Raw genomic sequence first — 15729 nt, 5'->3', positions numbered from 1 at the left:
TATTTATACAACACTTCAGAAAGATTACTCCGGTACATACATCTTCTGCAACGGTAATAAAGCCCTTACATCATTCGGCATTTGTTCGTACCATTTAACAACTAAATTCACCAATTCCTCTAAGTCTACTAATCTAACAGAGTTATGTTTTGCGACCACTTCAGCATGCGAAGTAAACCCTCCGGTAGAGACAAACAAACTATTCGCATCCATTGGATTTGCACCAAGTAGTTGCTGAATTTCTTGTGCAGATGCAGATGATTTTCGATGTTTTACCTGAACTTTAATAATTGGCTTTTCAAATCCAAAGGCATCTTTAAATGCTAGTACATCCACTCCGCCATCAGGCCCTTTAGGGCTTACCTGAACATTATAATCCATCGCTTGTAATAAACCACCTACTAACTCTTGCATTTGCCAGGGATTGAGCTTATCCACTTTATCTTGAACCATAATAAAAGCTTTATTAACCAGGTCTTGTATGATTTCACTTGCTTCTTCCTCATCTTCATCTGTATCCTCAGGTTCTAAAAAAGGCGACTCCATTAACCTTTCAATTTCTACTCCCCATTCATCAACACGAAATACCGTTAGTATTGAGCCTAAACTGTTTTTAGCTGCTTGTGATAAAAGATCCCGTTCTACAGTAACGTCTTCCCAGTCAACTTCAATATGATTAGGATAATTCAAATCTCCAATCGACTTATCAAAGTAATGCTCGCCTGTAACTGTTCCTACCATGTATTCTCTTGTTTCTTTGTAGTAGGTTATTACCTTATCCCCTTTTCTAATGTCTCTACTAAAACGCCAAACTTGATTTGCCCAACTGTTTCTGGATTTTGGTTTACTTTCTTCATATACTTCATTAGCCATATCAATTATTTCACTCTTTGACTGAAATTGTTTTGGATCTCCTAATTGTGGCCATCCAATAGAGGCAATACCTTGTTCACCCCATACTGAAATTAATTCGTTATTGTCCCCAGCTCTAACCATCCACCAACGTTTCATTTATGTAGCCTCCTTAATAAGTAAACAATTACTCTTGCTCTAACTTATTCTCATGCTAGATTGCAGTTATAATTGATTCTGATCTACAACGCTATATTGTTTCATTAAATAAATCACTTGGACCGTCCCCTAAATTATCAATTACTGCTTGAAATGCGCTGCCTTTCTTTAAAACTGCTTTAGCGTCTTCAGTATTATTAGGAGCAGCAGCTATTGATGATGGATTAGCAAACTTTCGGAGGAAGTGTTAGATGTGTTGATACTGGTGGTATAACAATAATTGTGGAGAAACCAGAGGGACCGGTGAACCGTTTGTAAAATGTTTAATAAAACAATGTACGTGAGTAATTCCTCTTTCATATTTATTCAAAGTGGTTAGCACGTCATTAAATTCAATTGCTTTTAGCCCAATTGGGAGGGACAATAAACCTGTCCCCTACCCGTATAGAAAAACAGTTGGCAGTACTACACTTTTATTTATAGTGCTCATATCCAACCGCATTTTTATGCTATTTATTTACTACTTTTTCTTTCATAAAAGTAGCATATAAGGTATTTAAAGTAGTAGCATCCAATTCAATGTTATTTTCGTATGCATACTTCATGGCATAACCTAATGCTAATGTCATCCCACCAGCAATACTCGCTCCAGCAATTGTTCCTGCTCCCGGAACAAGTTTCACGACTTGACGAAAAAGACTTTTGCCCACATTCCCCGTTAAAGAAGCAATCGTTAATTCTTTTGCTCTCTCCTTACTGAGCGGTCTATCATACAACGTTGCCATTCTAACCATTAAAGCTACTTGAACACCAGTTAAAGGAACAAAATCCGATCCAGGAATAGGGCTAGCACCAATAGCTGTAGCCGCGGTGGTAGCACTGACGATCCATTTATCAGCGGTTGAAGATTTTTCTTTTAATATTCTGGCGAACTGTATATCTTTTTTTTTCTCTTTAAGGATGTCTAGTATCGCATTTCTAAGCTTAGGAATATTTTCGCCAGTCTTTGAGGAGATTGGAATAACTTTATAATCGGAACCTGTATTTCCTTGTATGTACGAAACTTGCTCTTGAACATTATCTGATGCATCTATCTTATTTAATACAAGAATAATATTTTTATTAACTTTTTTAACTTCTTCAAAAAGCTTTCTTTCCCCTTCAGAAAATACAGTACCTGCTGCGTTCAAAAAATATAAGATAACATCTGCTTCTTTATAAAACTTTAATGTTTCTTTGGAATTTAATATATTAATGTCATCCAATCCAGGTGTGTCTGCAAAGAGGATTTTCTCGGTATATTCATACTCTTTTACTGCTACTGTCTGGCCAGGTTTTGCCCCTACCTGCGCAACGTCCTCACCAATTAAACGATTGATTGTGGAAGATTTGCCAGAGTTAACGTCCCCAATCATTGCGAAAAGAATCTCTTTATCTAATTGGTCATTTACATTCTTCATTTCTTGCTCGTAAGATTCATAGAAAATTCTTTCATCAAACTCATTTATGCTTTCCATATTAATCCTCCTCTTTTTCTGAATTTTAACACATTTCAATCGACATCACTATTTATTTCCAACAATAACGAGACTGTGAAGCTGAGTACTTCAAGAAGTCGGGAATCAGTGAGACGGTTCTACTGATTCACTCTCATACATAATTAAGAAACCTAGATGATGTAACCATTGATTATTATCTTGTGCTTTTGTAAATAATTAATAAAAAACAAAGGTGTTATTAATGGTAGATTATCTAGTATTCTTCGGTTTAATATTAAGCAGCTTTATCATATTTAATATGCACAATCCAAGAGAAACATCGCATCCACAAGATATGGAATTCAGAAAGTGTGAGAGCCCTATCGAACGTCGACTATATAGAGCATTGAGACATAATGGTTACCAACTGGAAAGCCAAGTTCAATGTGGACCATACCGAATTGATCTCGTATTACGTGCTTACAAGATTGCAATTGAATGCGATGGAAAATTATTTCATTCTTCAGTAAAACAAAGAGAGCATGATCGAAGGAAAAATGCTTATTTAAGAAAAAGCGGATGGAAGGTAATGCGTTTTAGTGGTCGACAAATAAATAATAAAATGAGCCTCGTTCTTTATCGAATAGAAAAAGAAGTAAACACGAAATGAACATATATTCTTTAAAACAATATAATGAAAGTAGAATAGGCGATATCTGATCCCTACAATAATGTCATTCTTTTTTTTACATCGATTACTAGATCCGTCCCTTTGATTCTAAAAATGCACAAAAAGAAAAACCCTTGCTTCCGCAAGGGTTTCCTTCAATGGAGCATAGCGGGCTCGAACCGCTTACCTCTACACTGCCAGTGTAGCGCTCTCCCAGCTGAGCTAATGCCCCGTAATATGTTGTTGGTAGTCCAACAAACTGTTTTTCCAGCTAGCTTTCATTATACTGAAACGGCTTACATCCATCAAGTACTATTCTCCAATAATATGCATTTTCGGGCTGCCACTCTCATCTTACGTATCAAAAAAGAACGCCGCTTCCACGACGTCCTTCCTCTATTACCGTTTCCCCGCTCCTGATTCAAGTGCAACGATCGCTCTCACCAGAATAGAACCGATAATGCTATAAATAATCAGTGCAAACACAGCCGAGAACTCAATCACAAATTGGTCGCCGAATTCTCGTGTCGGAAAGATATTTCGAAACGGATAGAGCAGTGGTTCGGATAAGTCATAGATCAACTGCACGAAAGGCGCTGAGGGGTTGGCGCTGAACAGCGTCAGTAAGATGCGCAGCCCTATGATTGCTTCTACGATGCCCACTATAAATCGAATAAGAGCTATTAAAAATGACGGTTTCCGTCTTTGTTCCATTGTTATCACCCTTTTGACCAGTCGTCTCTTTTCTTTACCCCGTATGAAGCTCGTGCACACGTGTCGTTTTTTTCCAGTGATAAGTGGACATAATGGGGATGAGAAGGGAGACGTTCTACTTGAATTTTCGAGATGTTATTAATTATATATCGCGCTATCCACTTATATTACAGTTAGGATTTCTTATTGTCTTCATTTTATGCTTCATGGGTTTTATCATGCATTTGATCGAGCCGGAGATTTTTCCGAATATCTTTGAAGGAATCTGGTGGGCAATCGTGACGGCTTCGACGATCGGGTATGGGGACGTTTCACCTGAAAGCAGGTTAGGTAAAATTGTTGCTATGTTCTTTATTATGTTTGGGGCGGGATTTATGACGTTTTATATGGCGAAGCTTGCGTCAAGCTTTGTTCTTTCGCAAAGTGCATTGAGTAGAGGGGAACGGAGTTATGAAAAGAGCAACCATTTGATTGTGGTCGGTTGGAATTCAAGAAGCAATCATACGATCAATCATATGCTCAAGCATCAGCCAGAACGGTCAATTGTGTTGATCGATTTTTCACTTCATGAAAATCCGCTGCAAGCAGAAGGCGTACATTTCGTAAGAGGACATCCTGGAGAAGATACGACGTTCAAAAAAGCGAATTTAAAAGAAGCGAAGACGGTACTCATTACAGCCGATCAATACAAGAGTGAGCTTGAAGTCGATATGCAGACGATGTTGACGCTTCTTACTGTAAAAGGAATCAATCCTGATGTGTATACGATCGTTGAGATTCTATCACCTGAACAAATGGCCAATGCAAAGCGAGCTGGGGCTGATGAAATTATTGAGAGTGCGCACCTACTTAGTACAGTGATGATCAATAGCGTCTATTCTCATGGTATTTCAACAACGCTCCTCGAGATGCTGGATCACTTAAAGCCGAATCAGCTTGGGTTTCTTAATGCAGAGGGATATGTAGGAGAATCGTTTTGTGATGCAGCACAGCGGATGAACGAAGAGGATATTTTACTCATTGGAGTAAAAAGGGGCTCTGAATTGATGATGAACCCCACTCCTTCTACGACGATCGATAAGGAAGATCGCCTGTTTGTGATTCACACATAAGGCATAAGCGCAGCCTCGAGCTGCTTCACATAGCGTTCGCCATATTTCATCCACTTCTCGTCAATTTCAGCGTCCTTATCGACAGGTTCCTGAAACTGATTGAACGAAGCGGTGATGTTTCCAATGTTTCCGCCCGGGTCAACACCAGCCTGATACATATGGTGAAGCATGAACGGCTGACCGATCTGGACGATCGCGCCATCCACACCAAGCTCTTTCTTCACAGCTCTGATTGGAACACGGAGATACAAGTACCCGTCTTCATCATCGATTTTATAATCAAAATAACCGTGGTCATACTCCCAGCCACCACCGTAGCTATAGCCGAGCTGTCGTAATTTATCTTCCATAATGCTGAGTTCAATCGTTTTTCCTTCAAGTACGGAGTCCATCTCAATCATGGTCTCTTCCTCCCTGTATAAGTGGTCTACGTTTATCGTATCCAAACAAAGAGAAATTCATGTGATGATAAAACAAAAGAGAGTGCCTCGGCACTCTCTTCGCTAATTATTTATTTCCCATCGAGTTTAAACGATCTTCAAGCTCAGCTTTTTCTTTTTCGAATCCTGGCTTCCCTAGAAGAGCGAACATGTTCTTCTTGTACGCTTCTACTCCTGGCTGATCGAATGGATTCACGCCTAGAAGGTAACCGGATATCGCACATGCTTTCTCGAAGAAGAATGCAAGGTAACCGAAGTGATAAGGAGTAAGCTCAGGGATGTTGACGATTAAGTTCGGTACGCCACCATCTGTATGTGCAAGCAACGTTCCTTCGAACGCCTTCTGGTTCACGTAGTCCATCGTTTCACCAGCAAGGTAGTTCAGCTTATCAAGGTTCTTGTCATCTTCTTCGATCGTGATCTCGTGACGTGCTTTCTCCACGTTAAGAACCGTTTCGAATAGGCTGCGACGTCCGTCTTGAACGTATTGACCCATTGAGTGAAGGTCAGTTGAGAAATCAACGGATGCTGGGAATAGCCCTTTGTTGTCTTTTCCTTCACTTTCACCGAAGAGCTGCTTCCACCACTCAGCAAAGTAGTGAAGAGATGGCTCATAGTTCACGAGAAGCTCGATGTTGATGCCTTTGTTGTAAAGCGCGTTACGAACCGCCGCATACTGATACGCTTCGTTTGACGCAAGATCAGGTGTGTTAAGATCATCTGCAGCGTCTTGTGCACCTTTCATCATGTCTTGAATCGAAATGCCGCTTACTGCGATCGGAAGAAGTCCAACAGCTGTTAGGACAGAGTAACGTCCACCAACGTCATCAGCAATAACGAAGCTTTCATAGCCTTCTTCGTCTGCAAGTGTTTTTAGTGCACCTTTCGCTTTATCCGTAGTCGCATAGATGCGTCTTCTTGCTTCTTCAACGCCATACTTCTCTTCAAGGAACTTTCTGAAGATACGGAATGCGATCGCAGGCTCAGTCGTAGTACCTGACTTAGAAATCACGTTAACAGAAACGTCTTTTCCTTCAAGAAGACTGAAGAGATCTTTGACATACGTCGAGCTAATGTTGTTTCCTACGAAGAAAACTTGAGGTGTTTTGCGCTCTTCTTTTGCTAGCGTGTTATAGAAAGAGTGGTTCAACATCTCGATTGCAGCACGAGCACCGAGGTATGAGCCACCGATTCCTACAACGAGAAGAACGTCAGAATCTGATTTGATTTTCTCTGCAGATTTTTCGATGCGAGAGAATTCCTCTTTGTCATAGTCATGAGGAAGTGTGAGCCAGCCTAGAAAGTCATTTCCAGCTCCTGTTTGGTTATGTAGTGCTTCATGCGCAGCTTTTACTGCATCCGCCATGTATGTTACTTCATGTTCGCCGACAAACGACAATGCTTTTGAATAATCAAAACTTACTTTTGAAGTCATGGTTAGCCTCCAATATCGAATTTTGTTCGTTATAGATGTTCATCTTCACTTTATCGAAAGAAGAATTTTAAATCAAGAAGACTGACCCATGTAAGCGATTACGCTTTGAAATTTTCTTTTAAATGACGAATAACTTGCTAAAATTAGCCACTTGCGAAAAATATTACAAGCTGCTTTTCCAAACGAAAAGACCGTTCTGATCGAACGGCCTTTCCACATTTTTTATAGTGAAGCTTTTAGAATCGCGATAACATCATCACGCTCAAGTGATTTAAAGTTACCGAAAGCACCATTTGCCATCGCGCGATCTGCGATTAAATCTAGCTTGCTGTCATCGATGTCGTAGTCAGCTAGTCTGTTTGGTGCACCAAGGCTTGTCCAGAATTCGCTTAGCTTATCGATTCCTTCAAGAGCGATGTCGCGATCTGTTTTACCTTCTTCACTAACGTTTAGCACGTTAACTGCAAGACGCTTGAATTTTTCTACGTTCACTTCAAGGTCATGTTTCATGAGGTTAGGGAATAGGATTGCGAGACCACCCGCATGTGGAATATCGTATACAGCTGAAACAGCATGCTCGATATTGTGAGCAGCCCAGTCACCGCGAACACCCATTTGTAAAGACTGATTAAGAGCAACTGTACCACTTAGCATAATTGTTGCGCGAAGATCGTAGTTCTTTGGATCTTCAAGTAGCTTAGGTGCTGCATCTTTAATCGTGTTCAGTACAGAAAATTGCATGTTTTCTTGTAGCTCTGTGTCCGTTTCGGAATGAAGATATTGCTCAAGTACGTGAGACATCATATCCACCATACCGTAAACCGTTTGGTCTGTTGGTACAGAGTACGTATGCTCTGGATCTAAGATTGAGAATTGAGGATGAACGAGTGGGTGACCCCAGCCGTACTTCTCATTCGTTTCCCAATTTGTGATAACAGAACCTGGGTTCATTTCAGATCCAGTTGCTGCAAGTGTTAGAACCGTTCCGAACGGAAGTGCAGCTTCAGGAGCAGCTTTCTTCGTTACGAAGTCCCACACATCGCCATCGTATTTTGCACCAGCAGCGATTGCTTTTGTGCAGTCGATCACACTACCGCCACCAACAGCAAGAATGAAATCGATGCCTTCGTTCTTACAGATCTCGACACCTTTGTGTACCGTTGTAAGACGCGGGTTCGGTTCTACACCGCTTAGCTCAGAAACCTCTGCGCCAAGCTCGTTCAATATATTCATCACGTTATCGTAAATACCGTTCTTCTTAATGCTTCCTCCGCCGTAAACGACTAAGACACGCTTACCATATTGCGGTATTTCTGTCTTCAGGGCCTCTAGTTGCCCTTTTCCGAAGATTAGTTTTGTTGGGTTTTGAAAAGTAAAGTTATTCAATGCTTTCTCTCCTTTCAAGCTAAATCACGTCTTATTATGCCTTAACTCTGTACTAAAATAAAGAAATCTGTTTGGCAATATTTTTTGTGAAAGGTATAACATTTCAAATTGGAGTTATCTTATACAAGAACACCTATGTAGAACTAAAGGAGGTATACTCATGAGTACTCTACAACGATTTACTCTTGCACTTGTTATTATTGGAGCGATCAACTGGGGGCTGATCGGTTTCTTCCAGTTCGATCTTGTGGCAGCCATCTTCGGAGGGCAGAACACGGCACTGGCTCGAATCGTGTATGGTCTTGTAGGACTTAGTGGTCTTTATTGCTTAACACTCTTATTCAAGCCAACAGAAGAACTATCAAGAGAACCTGATCGTTCCACAACCTAAAAAAAGAAGGCAGCCATGTTGGCTGCCTTCTTCGTTAATCATTACTTCTTAAGACGCTTGTTAAGTTGCGCTTGACGGTCGTTAGACTCTTTCAACCAGTCTTTAAGCTTGTCTTCAAGCGTGTTGAAACCTTGTGGAGAAGAAGCTTGTTGCTGTTGCTTCTTGTTACCGCCGCTAGCTGGACGAGGTTTCTTTTCTTGTCTTTCAGGTTTCGGCTGAGTAGCACGGATAGAAAGAGAGATCTTACCAGAATCTTCTTCTATGTTAAGAACTTTAACTTTAACTTCGTCTCCTACTGAAAGATGTTCTTCGATTTCTTTTACGTAGCCGTGAGAAATTTCAGAGATGTGAACAAGACCTTGCTTTTGGTCATCGATTGCTACGAAAGCACCAAAAGGCTTAATACCTGTTACCTTCCCTTCTACGATATCACCGACGTTATATTGTTCTGCCATGAAAACACTCCTAACAAATTTTTTCAACTTAACTAGTATAACACAGATTTCCTTCTAAAACAAAAGACACGATTTGTACTCACTAGAATCATACCGTTCATAATAGGGAATATCAAGAGAGAGAATATGGCGTTTCTCAAACTTTTTTCAAAACTATTTTAACAAGAATATCCGCTATAAATCCAGTCATACCTGCTTTACTGCGAAGTGGTAAATCATAACAGAATTTTTTGATATTGACGCTGGATGAACTGTTGGCTATAGTGTGTAAATGCGACTTATTACAATAGAGGTGACAATATGAGTACGAACGAGCAATGGTCTTCCCGCTTCGGGTTCATCCTAGCATCTGCAGGATCAGCAATCGGGCTCGGTGCGCTATGGAAGTTCCCTTACATGGCAGGTACGAATGGCGGAGGAGCTTTCTTCCTTATTTTCTTACTTTTCACATTCTTAGTTGGAGCGCCTATGCTCCTTGCAGAATTTGTAGTAGGAAGACATTCACAGAAAGATGCGGTAGCGTCTTACGAAGACATTTCAGGAAATCCAAAGTGGAAAGCACTCGGATACCTTGGAGTTGTAGCTTCATTTATCATTCTTTCGTTTTATAGCGTTATCGGCGGTTGGGTTTTAACATACTTACTAAGAAGTTTCTCAGGGTCACTAACTGGCCTCGAAAATGACGTGTATGGTTCTCTATTTGAATCCATTATCGGAAATCCAACAACCGCTCTGTTGTCTCAAGCGGCGTTTCTAGCCATTACGATTTCTGTTGTTCAATTTGGCATCAAGAGAGGAATCGAAGCAGCGAGTAAGTACATGATGCCAGCACTTTTTATCCTTTTTATTGTACTTGTTGTTCGATCTCTTACACTTGAGAACGCGATAGAAGGTGTGGCTTTCTTCCTTCAACCAGATTTCTCAAAACTGACTGCTGAAGGCGTGCTCGATGCACTTGGCCAGTCATTCTTTGCACTGAGTGTCGGAATTTCCCTTATGGTAACATACAGTTCTTATCTCGATAAGAACGCGAATATTACAGGATCAGTCTTCTCCGTTGTAGGCTTGAACATTTTTATTTCGTTTCTTGCAGGTCTCGCGATTTTCCCAGCCGTATTTTCATTTGGCTTCGAACCTTCGAGTGGACCTGGACTGATCTTCACCGTACTACCAGCCGTCTTTAATCAGATGGCGTTCGGAAACCTTTTCCTAGGTACGTTCATGGCACTGCTTTTGTTCGCAACGTTAACCTCGGCGTTCTCTCTGCTCGAGATCATCGTTTCGACTATCACAAAACGACAAGGAAATCGGAAAAAAGCAGCTTGGATCTCTGGGTTCTTCATCTTCCTTCTTGGAATACCTTCTGCCCTTTCGTTTGGGGTATTTGCGGAAGTCTCTCTTTTGGGAAGAGGGATATTCGATGTGATGGATTTTCTTGCGAGTAACTTGCTGATGCCGATCGGCGCATTATTCATCTCCATCTTCGTATCGTGGAAGATGAAAAAAGACATCCTCGCGAATGAAGTGATGATGAGCTCAAAAATCGGAAAAACCATTTTCCCGATCTGGTACGTACTGATTCGCTATTTTGTCCCAGCTGCGATCACGATCGTACTGATTACATCACTACTTTCATATTAATTTACGAAATCATGTATAAAAGACGGAGTAAATGGCTATAACAGTATTATTAAGCTATCTATATTCCCCCTTATTGATGACGAAGCGTATGCTTCGTCTTTTTTTTGCTCATAATCAGCTCTCTTTTAAGCCAAACTTATGATACAGAGTATATATAGGAGGGAGGACGAGGGAACATGTTCGTACAGTCTAAAGAAACGATCGATATACAAAATGTGACGATTTCGTATGAGTATTATCGCGCGAATAAGCCAGATGCAGACACGCTCGTGTTCATCCACGGCTTTCTTTCATGTTCATTTAGCTTTCGAAAACTCTTTCCTCTCCTCTATACGGATTTCAACCTTCTCTGCTTTGATTTACCCGGGTTCGGTGAAAGCGAGAAAATCAGTTCGATCCACTACTCGCTTCATGAATACGCGAGCCTTGCAAATGACTTGTTGGAAAGGTTCAACATCGAGAAAGCCATTTTGATCGGTCATTCCATGGGTGGGCAAATCGCACTTCGTACATGCATCCAACACCCAGAACGGGTTAAAAAGCTTATTCTTCTCTGCAGCTCAAGCTACATTAAATCGTCATCGCTGCCACTGAGACTGTGCTCGTATCTCCCTTTTTTCCCTTTTTGCCTCAGTATCGGCATGAGTTCGATCAACATCCAAAAGAACTTTCAACACCTTGTCTATGACCATAAGCTCCTCACGCAAGAGGTGATCGATGGGTATACAACGAGTTTTAGTGAAAAAGGATTTTACAATGCCCTTGCCAAATTGGTTCGAGAACGTGAAGAAGACCTGTCTACGAGTACGCTTAATAAGATCAATTTTCCAATCCTGCTCATTTGGGGTGAAGATGATCGCCTCGTCCCTTTGCGTGTAGGTGAACGAATGAAAAAGGATTTACCTGATGCTGAACTACTCGTTTTTCCACATACAGGCCATCTCATATCAGAAGAGCATCCTGAGAAGACCGCAGATGCCATCCGATCGTTTTTGGCAAAATAAATACCGCTCCATAAGTTGGAGCGGTTACTTGTCTGTAACTAATTGTGTTTCGTCTTTAAGAAGGATACTCAAAAATCCTGAAGTGATTAAAAACGCAGCAGGTATAATATAAAAGACGGATAAAAAGATAATGCCTCCTACTGCTGAAACTAGCAAACAGAATCCCCCGACGATCGGACGTGACCTCACGAGATAGCAACCGCTGATCGCCACAATAGGAAAAAGAAACGCGATTATAGATGAAAGATCTTGTAAGTGAAATAGAGGTATAATATCGAATCTGGAAAGCACTGCTGCGATGACACTCAAAACACTACCAGCTAGTGCCAGTCTAAACATGCGTTTTTGTTTCATTCTATTCCCTCTCTCGTATTCGGAAGCTGAGTCATATAAACTAATTCGATTTAACCGTCGTTCATCCTGCCTTCTTTGTCTACATTCATCTATTTTATCATGAAATATGTAGGAGCTAGAGGTAGAATTAGAAACATAACATGCGTTAAACCATCGAATTGTTCTTATTTCCATTTTAGTAGTTATCTTACAATTAAGCACTAGCTATTCGGTATTTTCTTATATAATTCGTCAATATTTCCAAGGAAATGACGAAATAAAATTGCTAAACTCATCCATTTCCCCCATCACCTCAAAGATGGTAGATTTATCTCTCCAAGACATAAATCTACCATCTTCCATTGAAAAATGATATAACACAAACAAAAGATTTTTTCGCTATAATAAATGAAAGATTAATTGAGGGGATTTTGACATATGACGTTCCGTATTTTACTAGCGATTACTTTCCTTATTCTCGCCGGGTGTCAATCGAATCAGAATTCAGAAGAAACGATTACGATCGCTGCTGCTTCCAGTTTAAGTGATGCGATGGAAGAAGTGATCGAAACATATGAGAAGACAAATGACATTGATATCTCCCTACACGTTGCTTCTTCAGGGGTATTAGCGAATCAGATCAAACAAGAAGCGCCAATCGATGTGTTTGTTTCTGCCTCAAGCGAACATTTCAATGCGGTTGAAGATGACATTGACTCTTCCTATCGAACAGAACTTTTAAGCAACTCTTTAGTTCTTATTTCTAAAAAGACTTCACCGATTACAAAATGGGATGACCTTTTCTCTTCAGAAACGAAGAGAATCGCGATTGGGACACCTGAAACGGTCCCTGCAGGTGCATATGCAAAAGAAGCCTTCACATCGATGGGGATTTGGAACGACCTAGAGGAAAAACTAGTTTACGGAAAAGATGTTAGACAAGTTCTTACATATATCGAAACAGGCAATGCCGAAGCAGGAATCGTCTATAGTAGCGACCACAAGGTTTCAAAGGATGTTAAGATTGTTTCTGAAGTACCGCAAGAACACGTTCCACCGATCACGTTTCCTGCCGGTGTTGTGAAAGGTGCACCGAAAGCTGCTCAAGCATTCTTCACCTATTTAAAAAGTGAGCAAGCGATGCAAATATTTGAAGACTATGGATTTAAACGAAACGAGTGATTCACGTGCCCTCTTCTTTTATCGATCCTATCCTTATCTCATTAAAAATCGCGACTGTCTCAACGATCATCGTCACGATTCTTGGCGTAGCCGTGAGCCGTTTTATGGCGAACCGAACGTTTCGTGGAAAAAGTATAGTCGATACACTACTTATGCTTCCCCTCGTCCTGCCTCCGTCAGTTGTTGGGTTTCTTCTGTTAATTGGATTTGGAGCAAGCAGTCCCGTTGGCAGATGGATTGAGGCGATCTTTCACCATCCGCTCGTCTTTACCTGGCAAGCTGGCGTTCTAGCCTCAAGTGTCGTGGCGTTTCCACTCATGTATCAAACGGCACGAATTGGTTTTGAAGCCATCGATTCGAATTTAGAGGATGCTGCAAGGGTTGACGGAGGTGGGAAATGGAAGGTGCTATGGTACATTTCTCTTCCGCTCTCATTGAACGCACTGCTATCAGGGGTCATTCTTAGCTTCGCTAGGGCTTTAGGAGAATTTGGGGCAACACTGATGTTCGCAGGTAACCTGCCTGGTAAAACTCAGACGATGCCGACAGCGATCTACGTGGCCATCGATTCTGGAAAAATGGGATTAGCATGGTCATGGGTCGCGATTACAATTCTGATCTCGATGGTGATGCTGTTACTTAGCTACCGCGTAAGCGCGAGGACATAAAAAAGGTGACGGGCACCCGTTACCTTTTTTACTTATTTCTGCTTGTGAAATGGATTACCGCTGATCACTTTTCTTGTATCATCTGTAAGTTTGAATGGTGGCTTGATTTCGCCGCCGGACGTATTAGAGGGAAGAACAGAGCTACCATCATAATGGATCGGTTTGTCGTTCATTCAATCGCCTCCTTGCGTTTTATCAGTACACGTTAATCTTCCATATCTTTTACAAATCCCCTCTTTTTTACACTCAACTTTTTACTTCCAATTTAAGATCGTCCTAAATAAAAAGACGTTCCTTTTTTTAGGAACGCCAATTTCTAAACTATAAAACTTTTATGATTCCAAATAAAAACTTAGTTTTCTTCGCCCTCTTCATCAGGGACAGGTGTTGGATAGATTTCTTTCTTGATATAGATCTTCTCGATCGCCCCTTCTGTTCCCTCATCTTCCACAGCGGAAATCGTTACATCTGAGAACCCGCCGATCAAATAAAACGTCACAGGGTCTTCGAAGGGATTCGAGCCTTTTTTCAACTCTTTAATATCGAACCCGAGGCTTGCGAGTAACATGCGATTATCTTCTGGGTATTGCAGCCCTTCTGGATAGTACGTTATCTCTTTTGCGATATTCTCTTCAAACGTTACTTCTCCATTTTCAAACGTCATGACCATTGCGTCTTCTGTATTGTTTTCAAGTTCTTTATCTAATTTGTTCGTAAATTCTTCTCGAGATAGCCCGAGTAAACCTGGAACATCAATGATTTGTTCGATCGAATCGATATCAAAATCGACCTCTTCTTCGAGCTTCGCTTCTTCTGCTTTTTCCTCAGCAGGTACTTCTTCTTCATGCTTAGGGACTTCTTGCTCGACGTCTCCATCCTTTTTACCTGAGACTTCTTCAGATGAATCCATAAATCCAGGGACTCCCCAAACGAGCAAATAAAGAATGACCCAAAAGCCTGCATATAACGCAGCTCGTTTCCTCGTAACTGAACCGATGAACGGCTTAATAATATTGATTGTCATAAACAGAAAGGCAAGTATTACGATGATTTTCAAAACGTCCATATCATTCTCCTCCTCCCTTAACTATAGTGTGAGCATCGATCGTAGACAACTGTTTTATTGAATTTTCACATGAAAAAGAGGGATACAAGAAAAATTATCCAACTACTTAGTAATGGACCTAAGAAGGAGGGTTTCGTTCATGACAACAGACCGTTTTGAGCACGCACCAGTAAAGAAATATGATGATGCGCGCGTAGAGATCATAACTGCAGATCTTCTACTATGTAGCGGAAGTTATCCAGTAAGTAATATCATAAAAAAAGTTTCGAACTCTCGCTTTAGTCATGTGGGACTATTATTCAGATGGATGGATCGCGTCATGATGATGGAAAGCGTGGAAAGTTACGGTGTACGCATCATCCCTCTTTCTCACTATATACAAGACTATAAAAATACTGGCGCACCATACAAGGGAGATCTCTATCTCGCGAGACATAGTGGTGTAAAGCATTTAACGAATCAAAAGACGGAAGCGATGCTGAAACGGGGAGCGGACTTATCAGGGAAACGTTACGATCATGAAGAAATACTGAAGATACTCGCAAGTGTCGTGATGGGCGACTTACGCTCGATTCCTAATGATCGCTATATTTGTTCAGAGTTTATCCATGAGTGCTACAAGCAGGCTGGTCTTATTTTTCCTGATGATGGACGTGGATTTATTTACCCTAAGCATATCGCTCAAGCACCAGACGTTCAGCCTCTCTATCGAATACGTTTTTAATGTGCCTATTTCTCTTCTA

Annotated in this window: 18 protein-coding genes and 1 tRNA gene; 8 read left to right on the top strand and 11 right to left on the bottom strand. The window is 41.0% G+C overall.

Going from position 1 to position 15729, the window contains the following annotated elements:
- Nucleotides 1–24: 24 nt before the first annotated feature.
- Together ACXAEY_RS04730 and ACXAEY_RS04725 are read right to left on the bottom strand one after the other, a co-directional pair.
- The gene (locus ACXAEY_RS04730) at nt 25–1011 is read right to left on the bottom strand and encodes a restriction endonuclease (protein WP_474810704.1); all 987 of its coding nucleotides are present in this window, start codon (nt 1009–1011) and stop codon (nt 25–27) included.
- Between the two features lie 509 nt (nt 1012–1520).
- The gene (locus tag ACXAEY_RS04725; RefSeq protein ID WP_474810703.1) at nt 1521–2528 is read right to left on the bottom strand and encodes a YcjF family protein; all 1008 of its coding nucleotides are present in this window, start codon (nt 2526–2528) and stop codon (nt 1521–1523) included.
- Nucleotides 2529–2751: 223 nt separating this feature from the next.
- Here ACXAEY_RS04725 and ACXAEY_RS04720 point away from each other — a divergent pair, with 223 nt between their 5' ends.
- Nucleotides 2752–3159 carry an endonuclease domain-containing protein gene (locus tag ACXAEY_RS04720; RefSeq protein ID WP_474810702.1) on the top strand — a complete coding sequence of 136 codons (408 nt, stop codon included), beginning with the start codon at nt 2752–2754 and terminating at the stop codon, nt 3157–3159.
- Nucleotides 3160–3318: 159 nt separating this feature from the next.
- Here the strand turns inward: ACXAEY_RS04720 and ACXAEY_RS04715 are convergent.
- Nucleotides 3319–3391 (bottom strand) — tRNA-Ala (locus ACXAEY_RS04715).
- Between the two features lie 167 nt (nt 3392–3558).
- Nucleotides 3559–3873, bottom strand: a complete 315-nt coding sequence (locus tag ACXAEY_RS04710) for a YggT family protein (RefSeq protein ID WP_270179827.1) — start codon at nt 3871–3873, stop codon at nt 3559–3561.
- A 119-nt stretch (nt 3874–3992) separates the two neighbouring features.
- Here ACXAEY_RS04710 and ACXAEY_RS04705 point away from each other — a divergent pair, with 119 nt between their 5' ends.
- Nucleotides 3993–4985, top strand: a complete 993-nt coding sequence (locus ACXAEY_RS04705; RefSeq protein WP_474810701.1) for a potassium channel family protein — start codon at nt 3993–3995, stop codon at nt 4983–4985.
- Here ACXAEY_RS04705 and ACXAEY_RS04700 read toward each other — a convergent pair.
- The 3 genes from ACXAEY_RS04700 to ACXAEY_RS04690 all read right to left on the bottom strand — a co-directional run bounded on the left by ACXAEY_RS04700 (nt 4976) and on the right by ACXAEY_RS04690 (nt 8246).
- Nucleotides 4976–5386, bottom strand: a complete 411-nt coding sequence (locus ACXAEY_RS04700) for a YugN-like family protein (RefSeq protein WP_270179828.1) — start codon at nt 5384–5386, stop codon at nt 4976–4978. The genes ACXAEY_RS04705 and ACXAEY_RS04700 overlap by 10 nt on opposite strands.
- Before the next feature lie 106 nt (nt 5387–5492).
- On the bottom strand, nt 5493–6860 hold the full coding sequence (locus tag ACXAEY_RS04695) for a glucose-6-phosphate isomerase (protein ID WP_474810700.1): 1368 nt from the start codon (nt 6858–6860) through the stop codon (nt 5493–5495).
- 222 nt (nt 6861–7082) lie between these two features.
- Entirely contained in the window at nt 7083–8246 is a 1164-nt protein-coding gene (locus tag ACXAEY_RS04690) for an iron-containing alcohol dehydrogenase (RefSeq protein WP_474810699.1), read from the bottom strand.
- 160 nt (nt 8247–8406) lie between these two features.
- Here ACXAEY_RS04690 and ACXAEY_RS04685 point away from each other — a divergent pair, with 160 nt between their 5' ends.
- The gene (locus ACXAEY_RS04685) at nt 8407–8637 is read left to right on the top strand and encodes a DUF378 domain-containing protein (RefSeq protein ID WP_270179831.1); all 231 of its coding nucleotides are present in this window, start codon (nt 8407–8409) and stop codon (nt 8635–8637) included.
- A gap of 41 nt (nt 8638–8678) precedes the next feature.
- On the opposite strand, the gene yugI is transcribed toward ACXAEY_RS04685, so the two are convergent.
- Complete coding sequence (yugI, locus tag ACXAEY_RS04680; RefSeq protein WP_270179832.1) at nt 8679–9092, bottom strand: S1 domain-containing post-transcriptional regulator GSP13; 414 nt, start codon at nt 9090–9092, stop codon at nt 8679–8681.
- A 300-nt stretch (nt 9093–9392) separates the two neighbouring features.
- Here yugI and ACXAEY_RS04675 point away from each other — a divergent pair, with 300 nt between their 5' ends.
- Together ACXAEY_RS04675 and ACXAEY_RS04670 are read left to right on the top strand one after the other, a co-directional pair.
- Nucleotides 9393–10733, top strand: coding sequence for a sodium-dependent transporter (locus ACXAEY_RS04675; RefSeq protein ID WP_474810698.1), 1341 nt, complete (start codon nt 9393–9395; stop codon nt 10731–10733).
- 176 nt (nt 10734–10909) lie between these two features.
- Complete coding sequence (locus ACXAEY_RS04670) at nt 10910–11737, top strand: alpha/beta fold hydrolase (RefSeq protein ID WP_474810697.1); 828 nt, start codon at nt 10910–10912, stop codon at nt 11735–11737.
- Between the two features lie 24 nt (nt 11738–11761).
- On the opposite strand, the gene ACXAEY_RS04665 is transcribed toward ACXAEY_RS04670, so the two are convergent.
- Nucleotides 11762–12091 carry a hypothetical protein gene (locus tag ACXAEY_RS04665; protein ID WP_270179835.1) on the bottom strand — a complete coding sequence of 110 codons (330 nt, stop codon included), beginning with the start codon at nt 12089–12091 and terminating at the stop codon, nt 11762–11764.
- A 417-nt stretch (nt 12092–12508) separates the two neighbouring features.
- Here ACXAEY_RS04665 and modA point away from each other — a divergent pair, with 417 nt between their 5' ends.
- The gene (gene modA, locus ACXAEY_RS04660) at nt 12509–13252 is read left to right on the top strand and encodes a molybdate ABC transporter substrate-binding protein (RefSeq protein WP_474810696.1); all 744 of its coding nucleotides are present in this window, start codon (nt 12509–12511) and stop codon (nt 13250–13252) included.
- A gap of 5 nt (nt 13253–13257) precedes the next feature.
- Nucleotides 13258–13920: a molybdate ABC transporter permease subunit gene (modB, locus tag ACXAEY_RS04655; RefSeq protein WP_270179837.1), complete on the top strand. Its 663-nt coding sequence runs from the start codon at nt 13258–13260 to the stop codon at nt 13918–13920.
- A 32-nt stretch (nt 13921–13952) separates the two neighbouring features.
- Here the strand turns inward: modB and ACXAEY_RS04650 are convergent, their stop codons facing one another.
- Nucleotides 13953–14093 (bottom strand): hypothetical protein, encoded by a 141-nt coding sequence (locus ACXAEY_RS04650; protein WP_474810694.1) that lies wholly within the window; start codon nt 14091–14093, stop codon nt 13953–13955.
- Nucleotides 14094–14272: 179 nt separating this feature from the next.
- On the bottom strand, nt 14273–14986 hold the full coding sequence (locus ACXAEY_RS04645) for a hypothetical protein (RefSeq protein ID WP_474810693.1): 714 nt from the start codon (nt 14984–14986) through the stop codon (nt 14273–14275).
- A 139-nt stretch (nt 14987–15125) separates the two neighbouring features.
- On the opposite strand from ACXAEY_RS04645, the gene ACXAEY_RS04640 reads away from it, so the two are divergent.
- Complete coding sequence (locus ACXAEY_RS04640; protein WP_474810692.1) at nt 15126–15710, top strand: YiiX/YebB-like N1pC/P60 family cysteine hydrolase; 585 nt, start codon at nt 15126–15128, stop codon at nt 15708–15710.
- Nucleotides 15711–15729: the final 19 nt, after the last annotated feature.

Source organism: Anaerobacillus sp. ABA4_114 (genome assembly GCF_056159065.1).
Note: the sequence above shows the minus strand (reverse complement) of the source record. Positions and strands in the feature narration are given on the sequence as shown.